Origin of the sequence: Microbispora triticiradicis, assembly GCF_005864065.1 — a bacterium.
GTDB lineage: Bacteria > Actinomycetota > Actinomycetes > Streptosporangiales > Streptosporangiaceae > Microbispora > Microbispora triticiradicis.
The window spans coordinates 977932-992743 of sequence record NZ_VANP01000001.1; the positions used below are offsets into that span (position 1 = coordinate 977932).

The 14812-nt window shown below is 71.9% G+C and carries 19 protein-coding genes and 1 tRNA gene; 7 read left to right on the forward strand and 13 right to left on the reverse strand.

Features of this window, described 5'->3' with window-relative positions; all coding sequences use genetic code 11:
* Positions 1-52 precede the first annotated feature (52 nt).
* The 5 genes from FED44_RS04580 to FED44_RS04600 all read right to left on the reverse strand — a co-directional run bounded on the left by FED44_RS04580 (position 53) and on the right by FED44_RS04600 (position 4156).
* On the reverse strand, positions 53-787 hold the full coding sequence (locus tag FED44_RS04580; RefSeq protein WP_138459832.1) for a metallophosphoesterase: 735 nt from the start codon (positions 785-787) through the stop codon (positions 53-55).
* Between the two features lie 179 nt (positions 788-966).
* Entirely contained in the window at positions 967-1419 is a 453-nt protein-coding gene (locus tag FED44_RS04585) for an SRPBCC family protein (protein WP_138459833.1), read from the reverse strand.
* An 89-nt stretch (positions 1420-1508) separates the two neighbouring features.
* Positions 1509-2300, reverse strand: coding sequence for a helix-turn-helix domain-containing protein (locus tag FED44_RS04590; RefSeq protein WP_138459834.1), 792 nt, complete (start codon positions 2298-2300; stop codon positions 1509-1511).
* A 153-nt stretch (positions 2301-2453) separates the two neighbouring features.
* Positions 2454-3215 carry an ABC transporter permease gene (locus FED44_RS04595; protein ID WP_117408398.1) on the reverse strand — a complete coding sequence of 254 codons (762 nt, stop codon included), beginning with the start codon at positions 3213-3215 and terminating at the stop codon, positions 2454-2456.
* Entirely contained in the window at positions 3212-4156 is a 945-nt protein-coding gene (locus FED44_RS04600; RefSeq protein ID WP_117408397.1) for an ABC transporter ATP-binding protein, read from the reverse strand. The genes FED44_RS04595 and FED44_RS04600 overlap by 4 nt, the downstream gene beginning before the upstream one ends.
* Before the next feature lie 132 nt (positions 4157-4288).
* Here FED44_RS04600 and FED44_RS04605 point away from each other — a divergent pair, with 132 nt between their 5' ends.
* The 3 genes from FED44_RS04605 to dnaN all read left to right on the forward strand — a co-directional run bounded on the left by FED44_RS04605 (position 4289) and on the right by dnaN (position 7613).
* Positions 4289-5785 (forward strand): sensor histidine kinase, encoded by a 1497-nt coding sequence (locus tag FED44_RS04605; protein ID WP_138459835.1) that lies wholly within the window; start codon positions 4289-4291, stop codon positions 5783-5785.
* Positions 5776-6429, forward strand: coding sequence for a response regulator transcription factor (locus FED44_RS04610; RefSeq protein ID WP_117408395.1), 654 nt, complete (start codon positions 5776-5778; stop codon positions 6427-6429). The genes FED44_RS04605 and FED44_RS04610 overlap by 10 nt, the downstream gene beginning before the upstream one ends.
* 92 nt (positions 6430-6521) lie before the next feature.
* Positions 6522-7613 carry a DNA polymerase III subunit beta gene (dnaN, locus tag FED44_RS04615; protein ID WP_117408394.1) on the forward strand — a complete coding sequence of 364 codons (1092 nt, stop codon included), beginning with the start codon at positions 6522-6524 and terminating at the stop codon, positions 7611-7613.
* A gap of 34 nt (positions 7614-7647) precedes the next feature.
* Here the strand turns inward: dnaN and FED44_RS04620 are convergent, their stop codons facing one another.
* The 6 genes from FED44_RS04620 to upp all read right to left on the reverse strand — a co-directional run bounded on the left by FED44_RS04620 (position 7648) and on the right by upp (position 11658).
* Complete coding sequence (locus FED44_RS04620; RefSeq protein ID WP_117408393.1) at positions 7648-8337, reverse strand: FadR/GntR family transcriptional regulator; 690 nt, start codon at positions 8335-8337, stop codon at positions 7648-7650.
* Positions 8338-8436: 99 nt separating this feature from the next.
* Positions 8437-9714 carry a helix-turn-helix domain-containing protein gene (locus FED44_RS04625; protein ID WP_244301700.1) on the reverse strand — a complete coding sequence of 426 codons (1278 nt, stop codon included), beginning with the start codon at positions 9712-9714 and terminating at the stop codon, positions 8437-8439.
* Between the two features lie 182 nt (positions 9715-9896).
* Positions 9897-10427 carry a PH domain-containing protein gene (locus FED44_RS04630; RefSeq protein ID WP_117408391.1) on the reverse strand — a complete coding sequence of 177 codons (531 nt, stop codon included), beginning with the start codon at positions 10425-10427 and terminating at the stop codon, positions 9897-9899.
* Positions 10424-10600 (reverse strand): hypothetical protein, encoded by a 177-nt coding sequence (locus FED44_RS35655; RefSeq protein WP_165900791.1) that lies wholly within the window; start codon positions 10598-10600, stop codon positions 10424-10426. The genes FED44_RS04630 and FED44_RS35655 overlap by 4 nt, the downstream gene beginning before the upstream one ends.
* A gap of 73 nt (positions 10601-10673) precedes the next feature.
* Positions 10674-10892 carry a hypothetical protein gene (locus tag FED44_RS04635; protein WP_117408390.1) on the reverse strand — a complete coding sequence of 73 codons (219 nt, stop codon included), beginning with the start codon at positions 10890-10892 and terminating at the stop codon, positions 10674-10676.
* A gap of 127 nt (positions 10893-11019) precedes the next feature.
* Positions 11020-11658 carry a uracil phosphoribosyltransferase gene (gene upp / locus FED44_RS04640; protein WP_138459836.1) on the reverse strand — a complete coding sequence of 213 codons (639 nt, stop codon included), beginning with the start codon at positions 11656-11658 and terminating at the stop codon, positions 11020-11022.
* A 138-nt stretch (positions 11659-11796) separates the two neighbouring features.
* On the opposite strand from upp, the gene FED44_RS04645 reads away from it, so the two are divergent.
* From FED44_RS04645 to FED44_RS04660, 4 genes are all read left to right on the forward strand, one after another.
* On the forward strand, positions 11797-12285 hold the full coding sequence (locus FED44_RS04645) for a tRNA adenosine deaminase-associated protein (RefSeq protein ID WP_117408420.1): 489 nt from the start codon (positions 11797-11799) through the stop codon (positions 12283-12285).
* 15 nt (positions 12286-12300) lie between these two features.
* Complete coding sequence (locus FED44_RS04650; RefSeq protein ID WP_117408388.1) at positions 12301-12783, forward strand: tRNA adenosine deaminase-associated protein; 483 nt, start codon at positions 12301-12303, stop codon at positions 12781-12783.
* A 32-nt stretch (positions 12784-12815) separates the two neighbouring features.
* Positions 12816-13286, forward strand: coding sequence for a nucleoside deaminase (locus FED44_RS04655; protein WP_117408419.1), 471 nt, complete (start codon positions 12816-12818; stop codon positions 13284-13286).
* Between the two features lie 63 nt (positions 13287-13349).
* Positions 13350-13437 (forward strand) — tRNA-Ser (locus FED44_RS04660).
* A 75-nt stretch (positions 13438-13512) separates the two neighbouring features.
* Here FED44_RS04660 and FED44_RS04665 read toward each other — a convergent pair.
* Both FED44_RS04665 and ypfJ read right to left on the reverse strand, forming a co-directional pair.
* Positions 13513-13809 carry a type II toxin-antitoxin system VapB family antitoxin gene (locus tag FED44_RS04665; protein WP_117408387.1) on the reverse strand — a complete coding sequence of 99 codons (297 nt, stop codon included), beginning with the start codon at positions 13807-13809 and terminating at the stop codon, positions 13513-13515.
* Positions 13810-13887: 78 nt separating this feature from the next.
* Positions 13888-14748: a KPN_02809 family neutral zinc metallopeptidase gene (ypfJ, locus tag FED44_RS04670; protein WP_117408386.1), complete on the reverse strand. Its 861-nt coding sequence runs from the start codon at positions 14746-14748 to the stop codon at positions 13888-13890.
* Positions 14749-14812 lie beyond the last annotated feature (64 nt).

Consider the following 14812-nt stretch of genomic DNA (forward strand, 5'->3'; position numbering starts at 1 on the left):
GGCCCGCGCGGGAGGATCCGGCGCGGGCCGTACGGCCGAGTGGCGCCGCGGCCTACGGGACGGGCCGGAAGTGGGTGGTGACCCGGCCGTCGTCGAGTACGTGCAGGGCGACGGCCGGAGGCAGGTCGTGGTCGACCGGCGGGTGCGCGGAGGTCTCGGACGGCAGCAGCCCCGTGCTCACCACTCCCGGCGCGACCAGCAGCGGCAGCCCGGCGAACGTCGTGGCCGCCGCGGTGTGCGCGTGCCCGGCCAGCACCGCGATGGCGTGCGGGTGACGGCCGAGGACCTCCGCCAGCCCCTCCGGCCGCTCCAGCCGGATGCCGTCCACGTACGGGATGCCGAGCGCGACCGGCGGGTGGTGCATGCCGACGAAGGCCGGAACCCCGGGGGTCGCGGCGAGCACCGAGTCGAGCCAGGCCAGCGTGTCGTCGCTGAGCTCACCCTCGGGCCGCCCGGGAACGCTGGAGTCGCACAGCGCGATCGTCGCGTGGTCGAGGTTGAGCGCCTGGTTCACCGGGTGGTCGCCGTCCTGCTCCAGCAGGACCTTGCGGAGGTGGGCGCGCGTGTCGTGGTTGCCTGGGCACAGCACGAGCGGCACGTCGTCACCGGAGACGAGCTCACGGACGATCTCGTACTCCTCCATCGCGCCGTGGTCCGCCAGGTCACCGGTGAGCACGATCGCGTCGGGCCGCAGCGACCTCGCGTAGGTGAGCGCGCGTGCGGCGCGCGAGGTGTTCCGCTCGCTTCCGTCGATGTGGATGTCGCTGACGTGCGCCAGCACGAGCATGTGATACCTCCGGCCATGGATGGGGGCTACAGCTTCTCACGTGAGAGCGCGGCGGACATGATCACGAGGCGCCGCCCCGGAAGCCGCCGCCCGCGTGCACATCCCGCGAGCCGCCGCCGGCGGGCCGCCGCTCGCGAGCGCCGCCCGCGACCGCACCGTACGCCGTGAAACCGCTTCCGTCAGGACATCCGGGCGGAACCCTCCGACAGCCGTCGGGCGAGGATACCGGCCCGGGCCAGCTGCACCTTCCGTGCCTGGCCCGCCGCGAAGCCCAGCAGGAACCAGGCCGCGCTCACGTCGAGCCGGTCGGCCACCCGGGTTCCGGGCCCCTCGGGGGACAGATCGAACCGGTAGCCGAGCCGGACTCCGCCGGGGCTGCGCACCTGTCCGCGTACGGACAGGCCCTCGGTGAGGAGTGTCACGGCGATGGGGTTGTCGTACCTGAGACCGAGGAAGCGGAACCGCTCGACGGAGGTGTACCGCACCACCCCCGGCTCGGACCGGTCGACGTCGCGTACGGCGACCACGAGCGGTGACAGGCCGACGTAACTCTCGGGCGTCGTGAGATGCGCGAAGACCTTCTCCGGAGCGGCGTCCACGTGGAACGTGTTGACCAGTACTCGTGTGGGCATTCCCGCCTCCTTCTGCTCAGGCACGGCCAAGGCACGTGTCGATGCACGAAGTGTGACAGAACGCCGGACGCCGGATGATCTCCGGACGATCACGAAGACGTGTCGCGCAGGAAGGCGGCGGTCGCGGCGTCCGCCGGATAGAACGACTCGATGGCCAGCTCGGAGACCGTGATGTCGAGCGGCGTGCCGAAGGTGGCCACGATGCTGAAGAACGACAGCTCCCGCCCGGCCCGCCGCACCCGGAGCGGCACCAGGATGTCTCCCGGCCCGGGCAGCTCCACCTCGGGCTCGGGCTGGTCGCAGGGGTAGTCGCGCAGTTCGGCGTACAGCTCGGTGAGCCGGGGGTCGGCGGTGTGCGTGATCTGCCGCCGCAGCCGTCCGAGCAGGTGCGCCCGCCACTCGCCGAGGTTCAGGATGTGCGGCGCGAGACCCTCCGGATGCAGGCTCGCCCGCAGCACGTTGCCCATCAGGTCGGAATCGACGCCCTCGGCGAGCAGCGCGATCCCCTCGTTGGCGTCGACGAGGTCCCAGGCCCGGTCCACCACCACGGCCGGATAGGGGTCGTGGGCCGACAACAGCCGCCGGATCGCCTCGCACACCGCCGCCATCCCCGGCGAGCCGAGCGGCGACGCGGCGTAGACCGGGGCGTACCCGGCGGCCAGCAGCAGGTGGTTGCGCTCGCGCAGCGGGAGATCCAGGTGTTCGGAGAGGTGGAGCACCATGTCGCGGCTCGGCGTGGAGCGGCCGGTCTCCAGGAAGCTGATGTGCCGAGTGGAGATCTCGGCGCGGTTGGAGAGGTCGAGCTGGCTGAGCCGCCGGTGCTCGCGCCACTGGCGCAGGAGCTCACCGAACGGCCGCTGGTGGATCTGGGCGACGGTCACGCCCCGACGCTATCCCCGTCCGCGCGGCCCGGCGATTACCCCCTGGGTAACCACCGGGCCCACGTGACCGGTCGCGGCCCGTTCCGTGCCCCCGCCCCCGCGACGGGCACGGAGCGGGCCGCCTTTCACCGCACGGCTCTCACCGCACCGGTCTCACTGCCAGCGGAACAGCCGGGCCGCGGCGAGCCCGGCGGCCAGCGCCCAGCCCGCCAGTACGGCGAGGTGGACGGCCTGGGGACCACCGCCGCCCAGCGCGTCGGTGAGCGCCTGCCCGAAGGCCCCGGTGGGCGTGAAGTCGCTGATCCGGCGCAGCAGCTCCGGCATGAGCGGCCTGGGCAGCCACATCCCGGCCAGGAACAGCAGCGGGAACATGAGCGCGGCCCCCGCGCCCTGGACGACCTTGGAGTTCGGCGCCACGGCGGCGAGGAGGAGCCCGATGGCGAGCATGGCGGTCGAGCCGAGGACGAAAACCCCGGCGAACGCCCAGGGCGAGCGGGGCGGCGGCACCCCGAGGAACAGGTGCCCCAGCCCCAGCGTCAGCGCCGTCGCGACCACGGCCACGCCCACATTGATCAGCAGTTGCGCGGACAGCAGGGCCCCGGGCCGTACCGGCGTCGTGGACAGCCGCCGCAGCACGCCGCGCTCGCGGTAGGTCACCAGGACCGCCGGCAGCGCACTGAGCCCGAGCGTCACGACCGACAGCAGCACCATCATCGAGGTGAAGGGCGCGTCCACGAAGCGCTGCCCGCCCAGGGACGGGTCCGCGTCGCGGAAGCCGGGAATCGTGGCGCCGAGGGTCAGCAGCAGCGCGACCGGCAGCACGACCGCGAAGAACACGGCGGCGGGCTCACGGAGGAAGAGCCGGGCCTCCACGGCCGCGATCCGGACGAGAACCCGTGTACGGGCGGTGGTCATGACTCCTCCTGGGAGGGCGCGTGAGAGGGTCCGTACGAGGGGTCGGTGAGGGCGAGGAACGCGTCGTCGAGGGTGGTCCGCTCCATGCGGAGGCCACGCATCAGGGACGCGGGCAGCACCGCCGTCACCGCGCTCAGCAGGTCGCCGGTGCCGGCGATGGTGACCTCCCCAGCGTCATCCCCGCCCTCCACAGTGGCCGACGTCACCTCGGGCAGCGCACGCAGGCCCGTGACCTGCTCAGCTGTCAGCGGCCTCTCCGTACGGAAGACCAGGCGCTGCTCGCCGCCGGCGCGGGCGACGAGCCCGGCGGGCGTGTCGACCGCGCGCACCCGGCCGCGCGAGATGACCGCGACGCGGTCGCACAGCCGCTCCACCTCCTCCATGAAGTGGGTGACGAGCAGGACCGTCACGCCCCGGTCCCTGATCCGGGTGACCAGTTCCCAGGTCTCCCGCCGGGCCTGCGGATCGAGGCCGGTGGTGAGCTCGTCGAGGATCGCGACGCGCGGGCTGCCCACCAGCGCGAGCGCGACCGACAGCCGCTGGCGCTGCCCGCCGGAGAGGGTGGCGAACGACGCGCGGAGGTCGAGCCCGGCGTCGGCGGCCAGCGCCCGCCAGTCGGCGGGACGGCGGTAGAACGACGCGTAGAGCGACAGCGCCTCCCCGACCCGGATCTTGTCGGGCAGCGAGCACTCCTGGAGCTGCACGCCGACCTGTTCCTTCAGGTCCGCGCCTGCGCCGCCGTCCGGGCCGACGTCCAGATCGATCGTGCCCGCCGTGGGGGTGCGCAGCCCGGCGACGCACTCGACCGTCGTCGTCTTGCCGGCCCCGTTGCGGCCGACGATGCCGAAGACCTCGCCCTCCTCCACGGAGAACGACACGTCCTCGACCGCCACGCGTGCCCCGTACGTCTTGCGGAGGTGGTCCACGGTGATGATTGCCATGCCGACGACGCTAGGAATCGGGCGGGCCGCCCGGAATGCGGCTGCGGACCCGGCGGGGGTGCACTTTTCCCCACCCCCGCCGGGGGCCCGGGGCCACTGTGCGGAACCGCCCGGAACTCGCAGACTGGACGCATGACCGCAGCTCGCCGCACCCTCGTCGCACTCGGCAGAGGCGCAGCCCTCGCCGGCCTCGCCCTGCTGGGCCTGGCCGCCGCCCTGGTGATGCTGACGGCGGCGCTCCTCACCTTCCTGCTCGGCCTGGTCTTCGCCCTGCCCCCGGCCGTACGGCTCACGCGGGCTGTGACCGGGCTGGCGCGCGATCTGTCCGGGCGCTGGTCGGGCGTGCCGGTGGACGACCCCTACCTGCCGGTGCCGTCCCCGCCGGTGCCGCAGGCGGACGGCTGGTACCGCGACGGCCGCACCCTGTACAAGAAGCCCACGATCCCCGCCTTCAACAAGCGGTGGAACTGGATGATCAAGGACCCGGCGACCTGGCGCGATCTCGCCTATCTGCTCGCCGCGCCGGTGACCTGCGGACTCGTGGCCGCCGCGCCGCTGCTCACGGCCGCGTACGGCGTGCTGCGGCTGGCCGGGGGCGACCCCCTGGGTGTGGTGTGGATCCTGCTCGCGGCGGGCGTCGCGTACTGGTACGCGCCGTGGGCCCTGCGCGTCCACGGCGGCGTCGCCGCCGTGCTTCTCGGGCCCACGGAGAAGACGCGGCTGGCCCGGCGGGTCAGCCACCTGGACGCGGCGCGCACCGAGGTCGTCGACTCGCAGGCCGCCGAGCTGCGGCGGATCGAACGTGACCTGCACGACGGCGCCCAGGCCCGTCTCGTCGCGATCGGGATGACGATCGGCGCGGCCGAGCAGCTGCTGGAGACCGACCCGCGGGCCGCCCGGGCGCTGCTGGACAAGGCGCGGGACGCCTCGGCGGCCGCGCTGCAGGACATCCGGCGGCTGGTGCGGGGCATCCATCCCCCCGTGCTCGCCGAACGCGGCCTCGGCGACGCCGTACGCGCGCTGGCCCTGGACAGCCCGCTGCGCGTCCATGTGACCGTCGACGTGCCGGAGCGCGCGTCCGCGCCGCTGGAGTCCGCGGCGTACTTCGCGGTCAGCGAGCTGCTGGCCAACGCCGCCCGGCACGGCGACGCGACCGAGGCGTGGGTGGACGTGAGCACGCGGGGTCCCGCGCTGCGGGTCACGGTGACCGACGACGGCCGCGGCGGCGCGGACCCCGGGCGTGGCACCGGCCTGCGCGGCATCGAGCGCAGGCTCGGGGCGTTCGACGGCGTGTTCGCGCTGAGCAGCCCGGCGGGCGGCCCGACCACGGCGGTCGTCGAGCTGCCGCGGGCCTTCCCGCTGCGGGTGGCGCCCCGGTCCCCGTGGCGCATGCTCGGCGGCGTCTGCTGGGCGCTGTGGCCGATCGCGCTGTTCCCGCAGGGGCTGGTGGCGATGGTGCTCAAACTGGCCGGTTCGCCGGTGAGGTCCTGGTTCGTGGGGCTGTACATGCCCGAGCCCTTCCAGTGGCCGGTCATCGTCGGCATGATGCTGCTCGGCGGCGGCCTGCTGACCGTCGCGCTGACCACGACGGCACGGGCCATGCGGGAGAAGGAGAGCGGGTGCGGGTAGTCCTGGCGGAGGATCTGCACCTGCTGCGGGAGGGCCTGGTCCACCTGCTGCGCGCGCACGGCTTCGAGGTCGTCGCCGCGGTCGAGTCCGGCCCGGAGCTGCTCGCCGCGCTGGTCGGCGAGCGTCCGGACGTGGCCGTGGTCGACGTACGGCTGCCGCCGACGTTCACCGACGAGGGGCTGCAGGCCGCGCTCGCCGCGCGGCGGCGGGTGCCGGGGCTGCCGGTGCTCGTGCTGTCCCAGCACGTCGAGCAGCTGTACGCCAGGGAGCTGCTGGCCGACGGCTCGGGCGGGGTCGGCTACCTGCTGAAGGACCGGGTGTTCAACGGCGAGCAGTTCGTCGACGCCGTACGCCGCGTCGCGGCGGGCGGCACGGCGATGGACCCCGAGGTCATCGCGAGGCTCCTGGCCAGCAACTCGCGCAACGAGCCGCTCGGCCGGCTCACCCCCCGGGAGCGGGAGGTGCTGGAACTGATGGCGGAGGGCAGGTCGAACGCCGCCATCGGGCAGCGGCTGTTCCTCAGCGACAGCGCGGTGGGCAAGCACACCGCGAACATCTTCGCCAAGCTCGGCCTGGCGCCCTCCGACGACGACAACCGCCGGGTGCTCGCGGTGCTGGCCTTCCTCGGCAGCAGGCCCAGCTGAGCCGCGCAACCGGCCCCTGGAATGTCGGTGCGGGGCGCTACCTTGGGGAATCGAGTCGTGGCACAGGCAGGTGGCACAGGCAGGAGGTCGGGATGAAATTCCAGGTGAACCGCGACGTTCTCGCCGAAGCGGTGGCGTGGGCGGCCCGGGTGCTCCCGGCCAGGCCCGCGGTGCCCGTCCTCGCGGGGCTGCTGCTGGAGGCGGGGGACGACCTGCGGGTGTCCGCCTTCGACTACGACGTGTCGGCGCGGGCCGACGTCGAGGCCGAGGTGGCGGAGCCGGGGCGGGTGCTGATCCCGGGGAAGGTCCTGGCGGAGGTCACCCGCAGCCTTCCGGCGCGCCCCGTCGAGATCGCCACCAGCGGCTCGGAGGCCGTGCTCACCTGCGGCAGCGCCGAGTTCGGCCTCCTGACCATGCCGGACGAGGACTTCCCCGCGATGCCGCCGATGCCGCCGAGGGTCGGCGCCGTGGGCGGGGGCGTCTTCGCCACCGCCGTCAACCAGGTCGCGCCCGCCGCGAGCCGCGACGACACGCTGCCCATGCTCACGGGCATCCGGATGGACATCGAGGACGTTCGCGTCTCCCTGGCCGCCACCGACCGCTACCGCATCGCGGCGAGCGAGTTCCTGTGGCACCCGGAGCGGCAGGAGGAGCGGCACGGTGTGGTCGTGCCGGCGCGGGTGCTGGTCGAGGTGGCGCGCTCGCTGCGCGGGGGCGAGGTGGCGGTCGGGCTCGGCGACAACGTGGCCGGATTCGAGAGCCAGGGCCGCACCACCACCGTCCGGCTGCTCGACGAGCAGTTCATCGACTACCGGGCCCGGCTGACCGAGCAGTGGCCGATCCACGCCGACGTCCCGGTGGGGCCGTTCGTGGAGGCCGTCAAGCGGGTGACGCTGGTCGCCGAGCGCAACACCGCGGTCCGGCTGTCGTTCTCCCCGGGACAGGTGCTGATCCAGGCCGGCGGCGGCGACATCGGCAGGGGCGCGGAGGTCGTCGAGGCCGAGCTGGAAGGTCCGGACATCCAGATCGCCTTCCAGCCCCACTTCCTGCTCGACGGTCTCGCGGGCGTCGGGACCGAGCGGGCGCGCGTCCACCTGGACTCGCCGACCCGGCCCGCCCTGGTCACGGACGAGGGCGACGACCCCGGCTACCGCTACCTGGTGATGTCCCTGCGGCTCGGCTGAGCTCCCGGTCCCGGTTCTGGGAGCCGGGGGCGGCTCAGGAGGTCAGCGTCGCCGACTCGGTGAGGGCGATGAGGATGTGCTCCATGCACGCGTGACCCGCCCGCTCCGCCGCGGTGGCGTCACCGGCGACGATCGCGCGGACGATGGCGTCGTGGGGGATGTAGTTCTGCTCCAGCGAGCCGCCGGCAGCGGCGATGCTCGCCCGGAGCGCCGCCGAGAAGTCGACGTACAGGTCGATCAGCACCGTGTTGTGCGTGGCTTCGACGACCGCGACGTGGAAGGCGAGGTCGGACTCGACGAACGCCTCCGCGTCGCCGTCCGCCCACGCCTTCTCCCGCGCGGCCAGCGCGGCCTCGATGGACGCGATGTCCTGGTCGGTGCGCCGCGTCGCGGCGAGCCGGGCCGCCTCGACCTCCAGGGCGCGACGCACCTCAAGGATCTCCAGCTGCTCGGCCGCCCGCAGCCGCCGGGCCATCGCGCCCGAGAGCTCACTTGTGGCCCGCACGTACGTGCCGTCGCCCTGGCGGCACTCCAGCAGCCCGGCGTGCGTCAGTGCCCGCACCGCTTCGCGGACGGTGTTCCGGCCGACTCCGAGATGCTCGGCGAGCACGGTCTCGGTGGGAATCTTGGCATGCATCTGCCAGGAGCCGGAGGTGATCTGCTCCTTGAGCTGGTCGATCACCTGGTCCACGAGAGACGCCCGCTGCGCCGTCCGCAGGCTCACAGTCAGCCTCCTTTGGGTAGCCAATCATCCGATGATGGAATGAGTGGTCGACCCTAATTATTCCAGAGCTTCCGGAACAAATCCGGAGCTCCAGGGAGGCTACCGAGCGAGCGCCGCCGCGGTGGTGGAGCCCGGTATGTTCACGCGGATCCCCACGGCTTCCAGGGCTCTACGATATGCCTCCGTCTGCTGGTTGAGAGCACCGGCCTGGCCCCACAGGTCGCCGAGCGTCCGCCAGGCCCGGGCGGTGTCCCGGTCCGGCGTCTCGCCGCCCAGCAGGTCATGGGCCCGGGTGAGCGCGGGCGCCGGGTCTTCGGACCGTGCCAAAGCGATCTCGGCGAGCACCATGTTCGCGGTGGCCGCCGTGGTCCCCCGGGCGTCGCCCAGCCGAACCAGTGCCTCGTCGGCGAGTTCGAGTGCGGATTCCGTGTCTCCTGTCCGCAGCCGTACCGAACTCAGCACCACGAGGCCCCTCGCGTGCTCCCGTCGCTCGGCCGGGAATCGGGCGAAAACCCCCACGGCGGACGCCGCCAGCTTGTTGGCTCGATCCAAATCCGCACCTTCGGGATCCGCCGCTGTGATCCGGGCCCAGTGCATCGCGATGCGGGCGCACCGGAGGGCGATCCGGGCCGGGCGGCCGGCCGCGAGGGCGTCCTCGGCGAGCTGCACGGCCAGCGCCGAGTCCTCGCCTTCACCCGCCGTCACGCTCGCCTGCCACAACGCGAGGATCTCTCCGCTGCGGTCGGCGGCCTGCGGCAGGCCCGCGCTGTCCAGCACCCGCTCGACGTACGGCAGGCCGGTCTCGGCCTCCACCAGCGCCAGCGCGAGCTCGACGGCGAGGTCGCCCTCGATCACGCCGAGCCGGTCGACCTGGCCGAGCGCGTGGGCGCCGAGGTCGCGGGCGCGCAACCGGTCGCCGGCCCGCTGGTAGCAGCGGCACAGCGCGACGGTCAGCGGGAGGTCGGCGAGGCGCTCGGGATGCGCGGTGGCCTCACGGCGTAGCCGCTCGTACGCCTCGACGGCCCGGCCGACGCGGCCCTGGGCCTCCAGGGCCCGCGCCACGCCGAGCCGCGCGTGCGCGGCCAGCATCGCGTTGTCCTCGCCCGCCGCCTTGGCGATCTCGCCGAAGCGGTCGGCGGCCACGGCGGGGTCGCCGTGGTACAGCTCCAGCTCGGCGTGCCGGAGGCCGAGCTCGGTGTCGATGCGCTGCCGAGGCTCTATCCCGTGAAGCAGGAACTCGGTGGTGCAACCGAGACGCTCGGCGAGCAGCCGGGCGACGACCGGCGTTGGCGTCCGCTTTCCGGACTCGATGAGTGAGACATAACTGTCGGATAGGTCGGGTCCGGCCAACTGGGCCTGCGACATTCGCCTGCTCAACCGCAGTCCGCGGACGCGGTCACCGATGGTTCCCTGACTCGGCATCTGATCTCTCAGGGCGGGGGAAGGGTCAATAGTGTCGCCATAATGGCACGAAGCGACCGATTCGTGTAACCCTCCGTCAAGAATCACGACGGTGAAGGTTCGATCACGGTGTCGAGATAACGGACGGCCGGAGGCCGTCAGTCGTCGTCCCCGTCCTTGCCGGGGAAGATCATCTGACAGACCTCTAGATACAGGGTCTCCGGATACGGGATGTGGGGAACGGTGCGGAAGGCCTGATCCTGGCCGGCCGACTCCAGTACGAACTCGCCGTAGCCGAGCATGCGGCCGAGGAGCGAGCGCTGGAAGCTCATGTCGGTGACCTTGCCCAGGGGCATCATCGCGACCTTGCGCGTGATGAGGCCGGTGGTGAGAAGCATGCGCTGGGAGGTGACGACGAAGTAGTCGACCGACCACTCCGCCACCTTCCATACGAAGCGGACGAGCAGCAGCAGCCAGGCCCACCAGACGATGGCCAGGGCCTGCGCGGCGCCGCCGTCGCTCAGGAACTTGCTGAGAACTCCGGCGAGGATGAGCCCTCCGAAGATCTCGGCGACCGGGCGCAGGAGCACGGCAGGGTGCCGCCGCACCATGATGACCTGTTGTTCGTGGGGGAGGAGGTAACGGTTGACCGACGACGGGGCGGAGTCCCCGTGGGTCACAAGTCTCATGTCAGGGAGGCGAAGAACTGCGCCATCGAGTCGGCCGCGTTGATCATTCCGTTGAGGGCTCCGTGGACCGTGTGGGCCGCGTCAGTCGGCCTCGTGAGCAAGTAGAAGGCCACCACGACAATGACCGTCCACTTGAGGATCTTCTTCCCCTGCACCGCCGTCACCACTCCCATGACCAATACATTACCCAGTCACCCCGTTTGGTAAAGCGGCGAACCGCGAACGGGATCAGTGATCGTGACGGTGTCAGCCCCGCCCCTCGGCGGCGGTCGCGAGCACCCGCAGGTGTTTACGGGCGATCCGCTCCACGAGCCCGGCGGGCGCGTGGCCGATGACCTCGACGGCGCCGTGGTGGGCGGCCTGCACGCACCGGGTCACCGTCGCGGGGGGATGCACTCCCGCGAACTCGTCCCTGAGCAGGGCTTCGAGCTGCTCGTAGTGCTCGCCGCCCGGATGCTGGCTCAATCGCTCTCCCTGTGGCGCCCCGCTCGCGTGAGCGCGAGGTGACGTCGTCATCACACTGCGTACCCTAGCGGGAGCGGAGCGTAACCAGGGAGAGAAGGGCCGCGGAGCGTGCGGAAGGAGAGGGAAATCAGACCACGCCGTATAGGCGGTCGCCGGCGTCGCCGAGGCCGGGCACGATGTAGCCGTTCTCGTTGAGCCGCTCGTCGAGCGCGGCGGTCACCACCCTGATGGGCCGGTCGCCGCCCTGGAACGCCTCGTCCAGGTACGCGATGCCCTCGGGGGCGGCGAGCAGGCAGATCGCGGTGACGTCCCGCGCGCCGCGGGCGAACAGGAACTCGATCGCCGCGGCGAGCGTGCCGCCGGTCGCCAGCATCGGGTCCAGCACGTAGCACTGACGCCCGGAGAGGTCCTCGGGCAGCCGGGTGGCGTACGTCTGGGCCTTGAGCGTGGACTCGTCGCGGATCATTCCGAGGAAGCCGACCTCGGCGGTCGGCAGCAGCCGGGTCATCCCGTCGAGCATCCCCAGCCCGGCCCGCAGGATGGGCACGACGAGCGGCACGGGACGGGCGAGCCGTACGCCATGGGCGGGGGCGAGCGGCGTGGCGACGGTGACGTCGGTCACCCGCACGTCGCGGGTCGCCTCGTAGGCGAGGAGCGTGACCAGTTCGTCGGCCAGGCGGCGGAACGTCGGCGAGTCGGTCCGCACATCGCGCAGCGTCGTGAGCTTGTGGGCGACGAGCGGGTGGTCGACGACGAGGGTCTGCATGGGAACAAAAGTTACCGTCTCCGACCTCGTGCCTCGGCGCCGCCTGACTCTTTGATCACGATTTGGCGTGAGCACCGTACGGCGGGAGCCCGATTCTGCGACGATTCCGTGCGTGAGGACCGTGCGGTGGGGAAGACGATGACAGACGTGGACACTCTTGACTTCGCCATCGTTGTGTATCGGGAAGAGGACCGCTGGGAGGCCGAGATGCTTCCGGTGGCCCTCACCTCCGACCTGGACGGGCTCATCCACGCGCTGCGGCAGACGCCGAGCATGGGGACCACGATTGGCATGGTCGCCGTAGGGGATGACTTCTTCGTGGCGTTGCGGGTCTTCGGCGAGCAGGTCGACGTCTTCCTCTCGGATGTCACGGCCGCCTGGGAGTGGCCGCTGGCGCAGCAGGCCCTCGAGTACCTCGAGGTGCCGGTGCCCGAGGAGGAGGAGCTCGACAGCGTCCTTCCGGCCGGCGACCTGTCCATCTTCGCCGACCTCGGGCTCGACGAGATGGAGCTGGGCGCCCTGTCCGGCGACCTCGACCTGCTGCCCGACGAGGTGCTGTCGAGCATCGCCGCGCGGCTGGGCTTCTCCCAGCCCTTCGAACGCGCCGTCGACGCCGCCATCGGCTGACCTGGGGAGACGGCAATGCCCTCCAGATCCAACCTCTTCTCCGCCGGTTTCGCCCGCATCGACGGCCGCTGGGCCGGCGCCGAGGTCGACCTCGGCGAGGCCGAGATCGCCGACGACCTGGGCGACGCCCTGCAGGAGGCGCTCGGGCTCAACGGCGACGAGCTGGCCCTGCTCTGCGTTGAGGTCGAGGACGAGTGGTTCGCGATCATCCGCTATGAGGACGATCTCGATCCGCGCGTGTTCATCTCGGACGCGCACGCGGCGCAGCACGACCCGCTCGGGGAGATCTTCGCCGAGCTCGCCGGTGTGGTGGTGGACAAGGACACCCCCGATCTCGGTATCCGCCCGGTGGGCGACCTCGAACTGCTCGCCGACTTCTCGCTGAGCGCGGAGGAACTGCTGGAGCTCAGCATGGAGGAGGGTGTGCTGCCCGCCGACATCCTCTCCCTCATCGCCGAACGGCTCGGGTTCGCCGACGAGCTCGAACGCCTGCGGTGACCGGCTCGCCGCCGGGGCCGTACGAGGCCGCCATGCGGCTGGCGCTGGCGGAGGCCGTACGTGCGGGTGAGCGCGGGGAGGTGCCGGTCGGCGCCGTGCTGCTCGGCCCCGCGGCGGCCGGTCGTTCGGAGGCCGGTGATCCGGAACTCGGTCGCGTGCTCGCGGCGGCGGGCAACGACCGCGAGGCGAGCGGCGACCCGACCGCGCACGCCGAGGTGCTCGCCCTCCGGGCCGCCGCGGCCGCCCGGGGCGACTGGCGGCTGACCGGCTGCACCCTGGTCGTCACGCTGGAGCCCTGCACGATGTGCGCCGGCGCCGCCGTCCTCGCCCGGGTCGACCGGGTCGTGTACGGCGCGGTGGACGAGAAGGCGGGCGCCGCCGGCTCCCTGTGGGACGTCCTGCGGGACCGGAGGCTCAACCACCGGCCCGAGGTCGTCATGGGCGTGCTGGCCGACGAGTGCGCGGCGGTGCTGAGCGGGTTCTTCTCCGGCCGCCGCGCCTGATCGCGGGGTGCGCGCCGGAAACGGGTGCGCGGGCAGTGGTGTTCGTCCGGTAAGCTGCTGCGCGGTGGAGTCGCCTAGTGGCCGAGGGCGCACGCCTCGAAAGCGTGTGTAGGGCAACCTACCGTGGGTTCAAATCCCACCTCCACCGCCACTGTCCTAGGACACGGAAAAGAGCCGCCGACCTGGTCGTCCAGGTCGGCGGCTCTTCTCGTATGCCGGTCCGGCGTCAGTCCTGCAGCTCCAGCACGCGGGCGTGCAGCACGGAGCGCTGGTGCAGCGCGGAGCGCAGCGCGCGGTGCAGGCCGTCCTCCAGGTACAGCTCGCCCTGCCACTGCACCACGTGCGGGAACAGGTCGCCGTAGAAGGTCGAGTCCTTGCTGAGCAACGAGTGCAGGTCCAGCACCGCCTTCGTGGTGATCAGCGTGTCGAGCCGGACCTGCCGGGGCGGGATCTGGGCCCACTCTCGGGAGGACAGTCCGTGTTCCGGGTAGGGCCGTCCGTCGCCGACCAACTTAAAGATCACGCTATGTAGTTTAGGAGACGTGGCAAACGGCCGGTGTCCGGAGCCGCCGCAGGCTGTCCGGCGGCCCTCACATCGGCCTCAGATGCTTCCGGAGAAGGTGTCGCAGCGTGCGGGGTCGCCCGACCCGTAGCCGTTCTTGAACCACTTGGTCCGCTGGGCCGACGTGCCGTGGGTGAACGCGTCCGGGTTGACCCGGCCCTGCGCCTGCTCCTGGATGTGGTCGTCGCCGACCGCCGCGGCGGCGTCGATCGCCTCCTTGATGTCGGTGTCGGTGAACTCCGAGGCGTAGAAGCCCGTGCTCACCGCGTTCTTCGCCCACACGCCCGCGTAGCAGTCCGCCTGCAGTTCGAGCCGTACGGAGCCGCTCTCCGCGCCCTGCTCCTGGCCGACCTTGTTCATCGTGCCGAGCAGGTCCTGCACGTGGTGGCCGTACTCGTGGGCGATCACGTACGCCTGCGCGAACGGGCCGCCCTTGGCCCCGAACCGCGACTGCAGTTCGTCGAAGAACGACAGGTCCAGATAGACGTGCTTGTCGTTCGGGCAGTAGAAGGGGCCGACGGACGAGTCGGCCGCGCCGCACCCGGTCTGCACCCCGCCCGAGAACAGCGTGGTCTTCGCGTTGGTGTAGCCCTGGACCTGGTCGCCCCAGTACTTCTGGATGCTGTTGACCACGCCCACGACGCGGCACTTCTCCGACTGGTCGGCGTCGGCGCCGCTCTTGCACTGGGCGCTCAGGTCACTGCTCGGCTGCACCCCGGTTGGCTCGTCTCCGCCGCCCGTGATGTTCCCGGGGTTGATGCCGAAGATCAGGGCCACGATGAGGGCGATGATGCCGGCGGCGCCGCCGCCGACGGCCAGGCCGCCGCCCCGGAATCCGCCACCTCCGCCGACGTCCTCGACCTGCGAGGTGTCGAGTTGCGCTCGATCATCGAAATCCATCTGCGACGCTCCCGATGGCGTTGCCGTCACTCATTGCCGTCACTGCGTTGCTCGCCGGGCCTAC

What these genes read in the sequence shown, in the direction of transcription:
- FED44_RS04585 (WP_138459833.1), bottom strand. Translation starts at nt 1,419, where the DNA reads ATGCCCACACGAGTACTGGTCAACACGTTCCACGTGGACGCCGCTCCG.
- FED44_RS04630 (WP_117408391.1), bottom strand. Translation starts at nt 10,427, where the DNA reads ATGAGACTTGTGACCCACGGGGACTCCGCCCCGTCGTCGGTCAACCGT.
- FED44_RS04580 (WP_138459832.1), bottom strand. Translation starts at nt 787, where the DNA reads ATGCTCGTGCTGGCGCACGTCAGCGACATCCACATCGACGGAAGCGAG.
- upp (WP_138459836.1), bottom strand. Translation starts at nt 11,658, where the DNA reads ATGCAGACCCTCGTCGTCGACCACCCGCTCGTCGCCCACAAGCTCACG.
- dnaN (WP_117408394.1), top strand. Translation starts at nt 6,522, where the DNA reads ATGAAATTCCAGGTGAACCGCGACGTTCTCGCCGAAGCGGTGGCGTGG.
- FED44_RS35655 (WP_165900791.1), bottom strand. Translation starts at nt 10,600, where the DNA reads ATGGGAGTGGTGACGGCGGTGCAGGGGAAGAAGATCCTCAAGTGGACG.
- FED44_RS04655 (WP_117408419.1), top strand. Translation starts at nt 12,816, where the DNA reads ATGCGGCTGGCGCTGGCGGAGGCCGTACGTGCGGGTGAGCGCGGGGAG.
- ypfJ (WP_117408386.1), bottom strand. Translation starts at nt 14,748, where the DNA reads ATGGATTTCGATGATCGAGCGCAACTCGACACCTCGCAGGTCGAGGAC.
- FED44_RS04645 (WP_117408420.1), top strand. Translation starts at nt 11,797, where the DNA reads ATGACAGACGTGGACACTCTTGACTTCGCCATCGTTGTGTATCGGGAA.
- FED44_RS04595 (WP_117408398.1), bottom strand. Translation starts at nt 3,215, where the DNA reads ATGACCACCGCCCGTACACGGGTTCTCGTCCGGATCGCGGCCGTGGAG.
- FED44_RS04650 (WP_117408388.1), top strand. Translation starts at nt 12,301, where the DNA reads ATGCCCTCCAGATCCAACCTCTTCTCCGCCGGTTTCGCCCGCATCGAC.
- FED44_RS04605 (WP_138459835.1), top strand. Translation starts at nt 4,289, where the DNA reads ATGACCGCAGCTCGCCGCACCCTCGTCGCACTCGGCAGAGGCGCAGCC.
- FED44_RS04600 (WP_117408397.1), bottom strand. Translation starts at nt 4,156, where the DNA reads ATGGCAATCATCACCGTGGACCACCTCCGCAAGACGTACGGGGCACGC.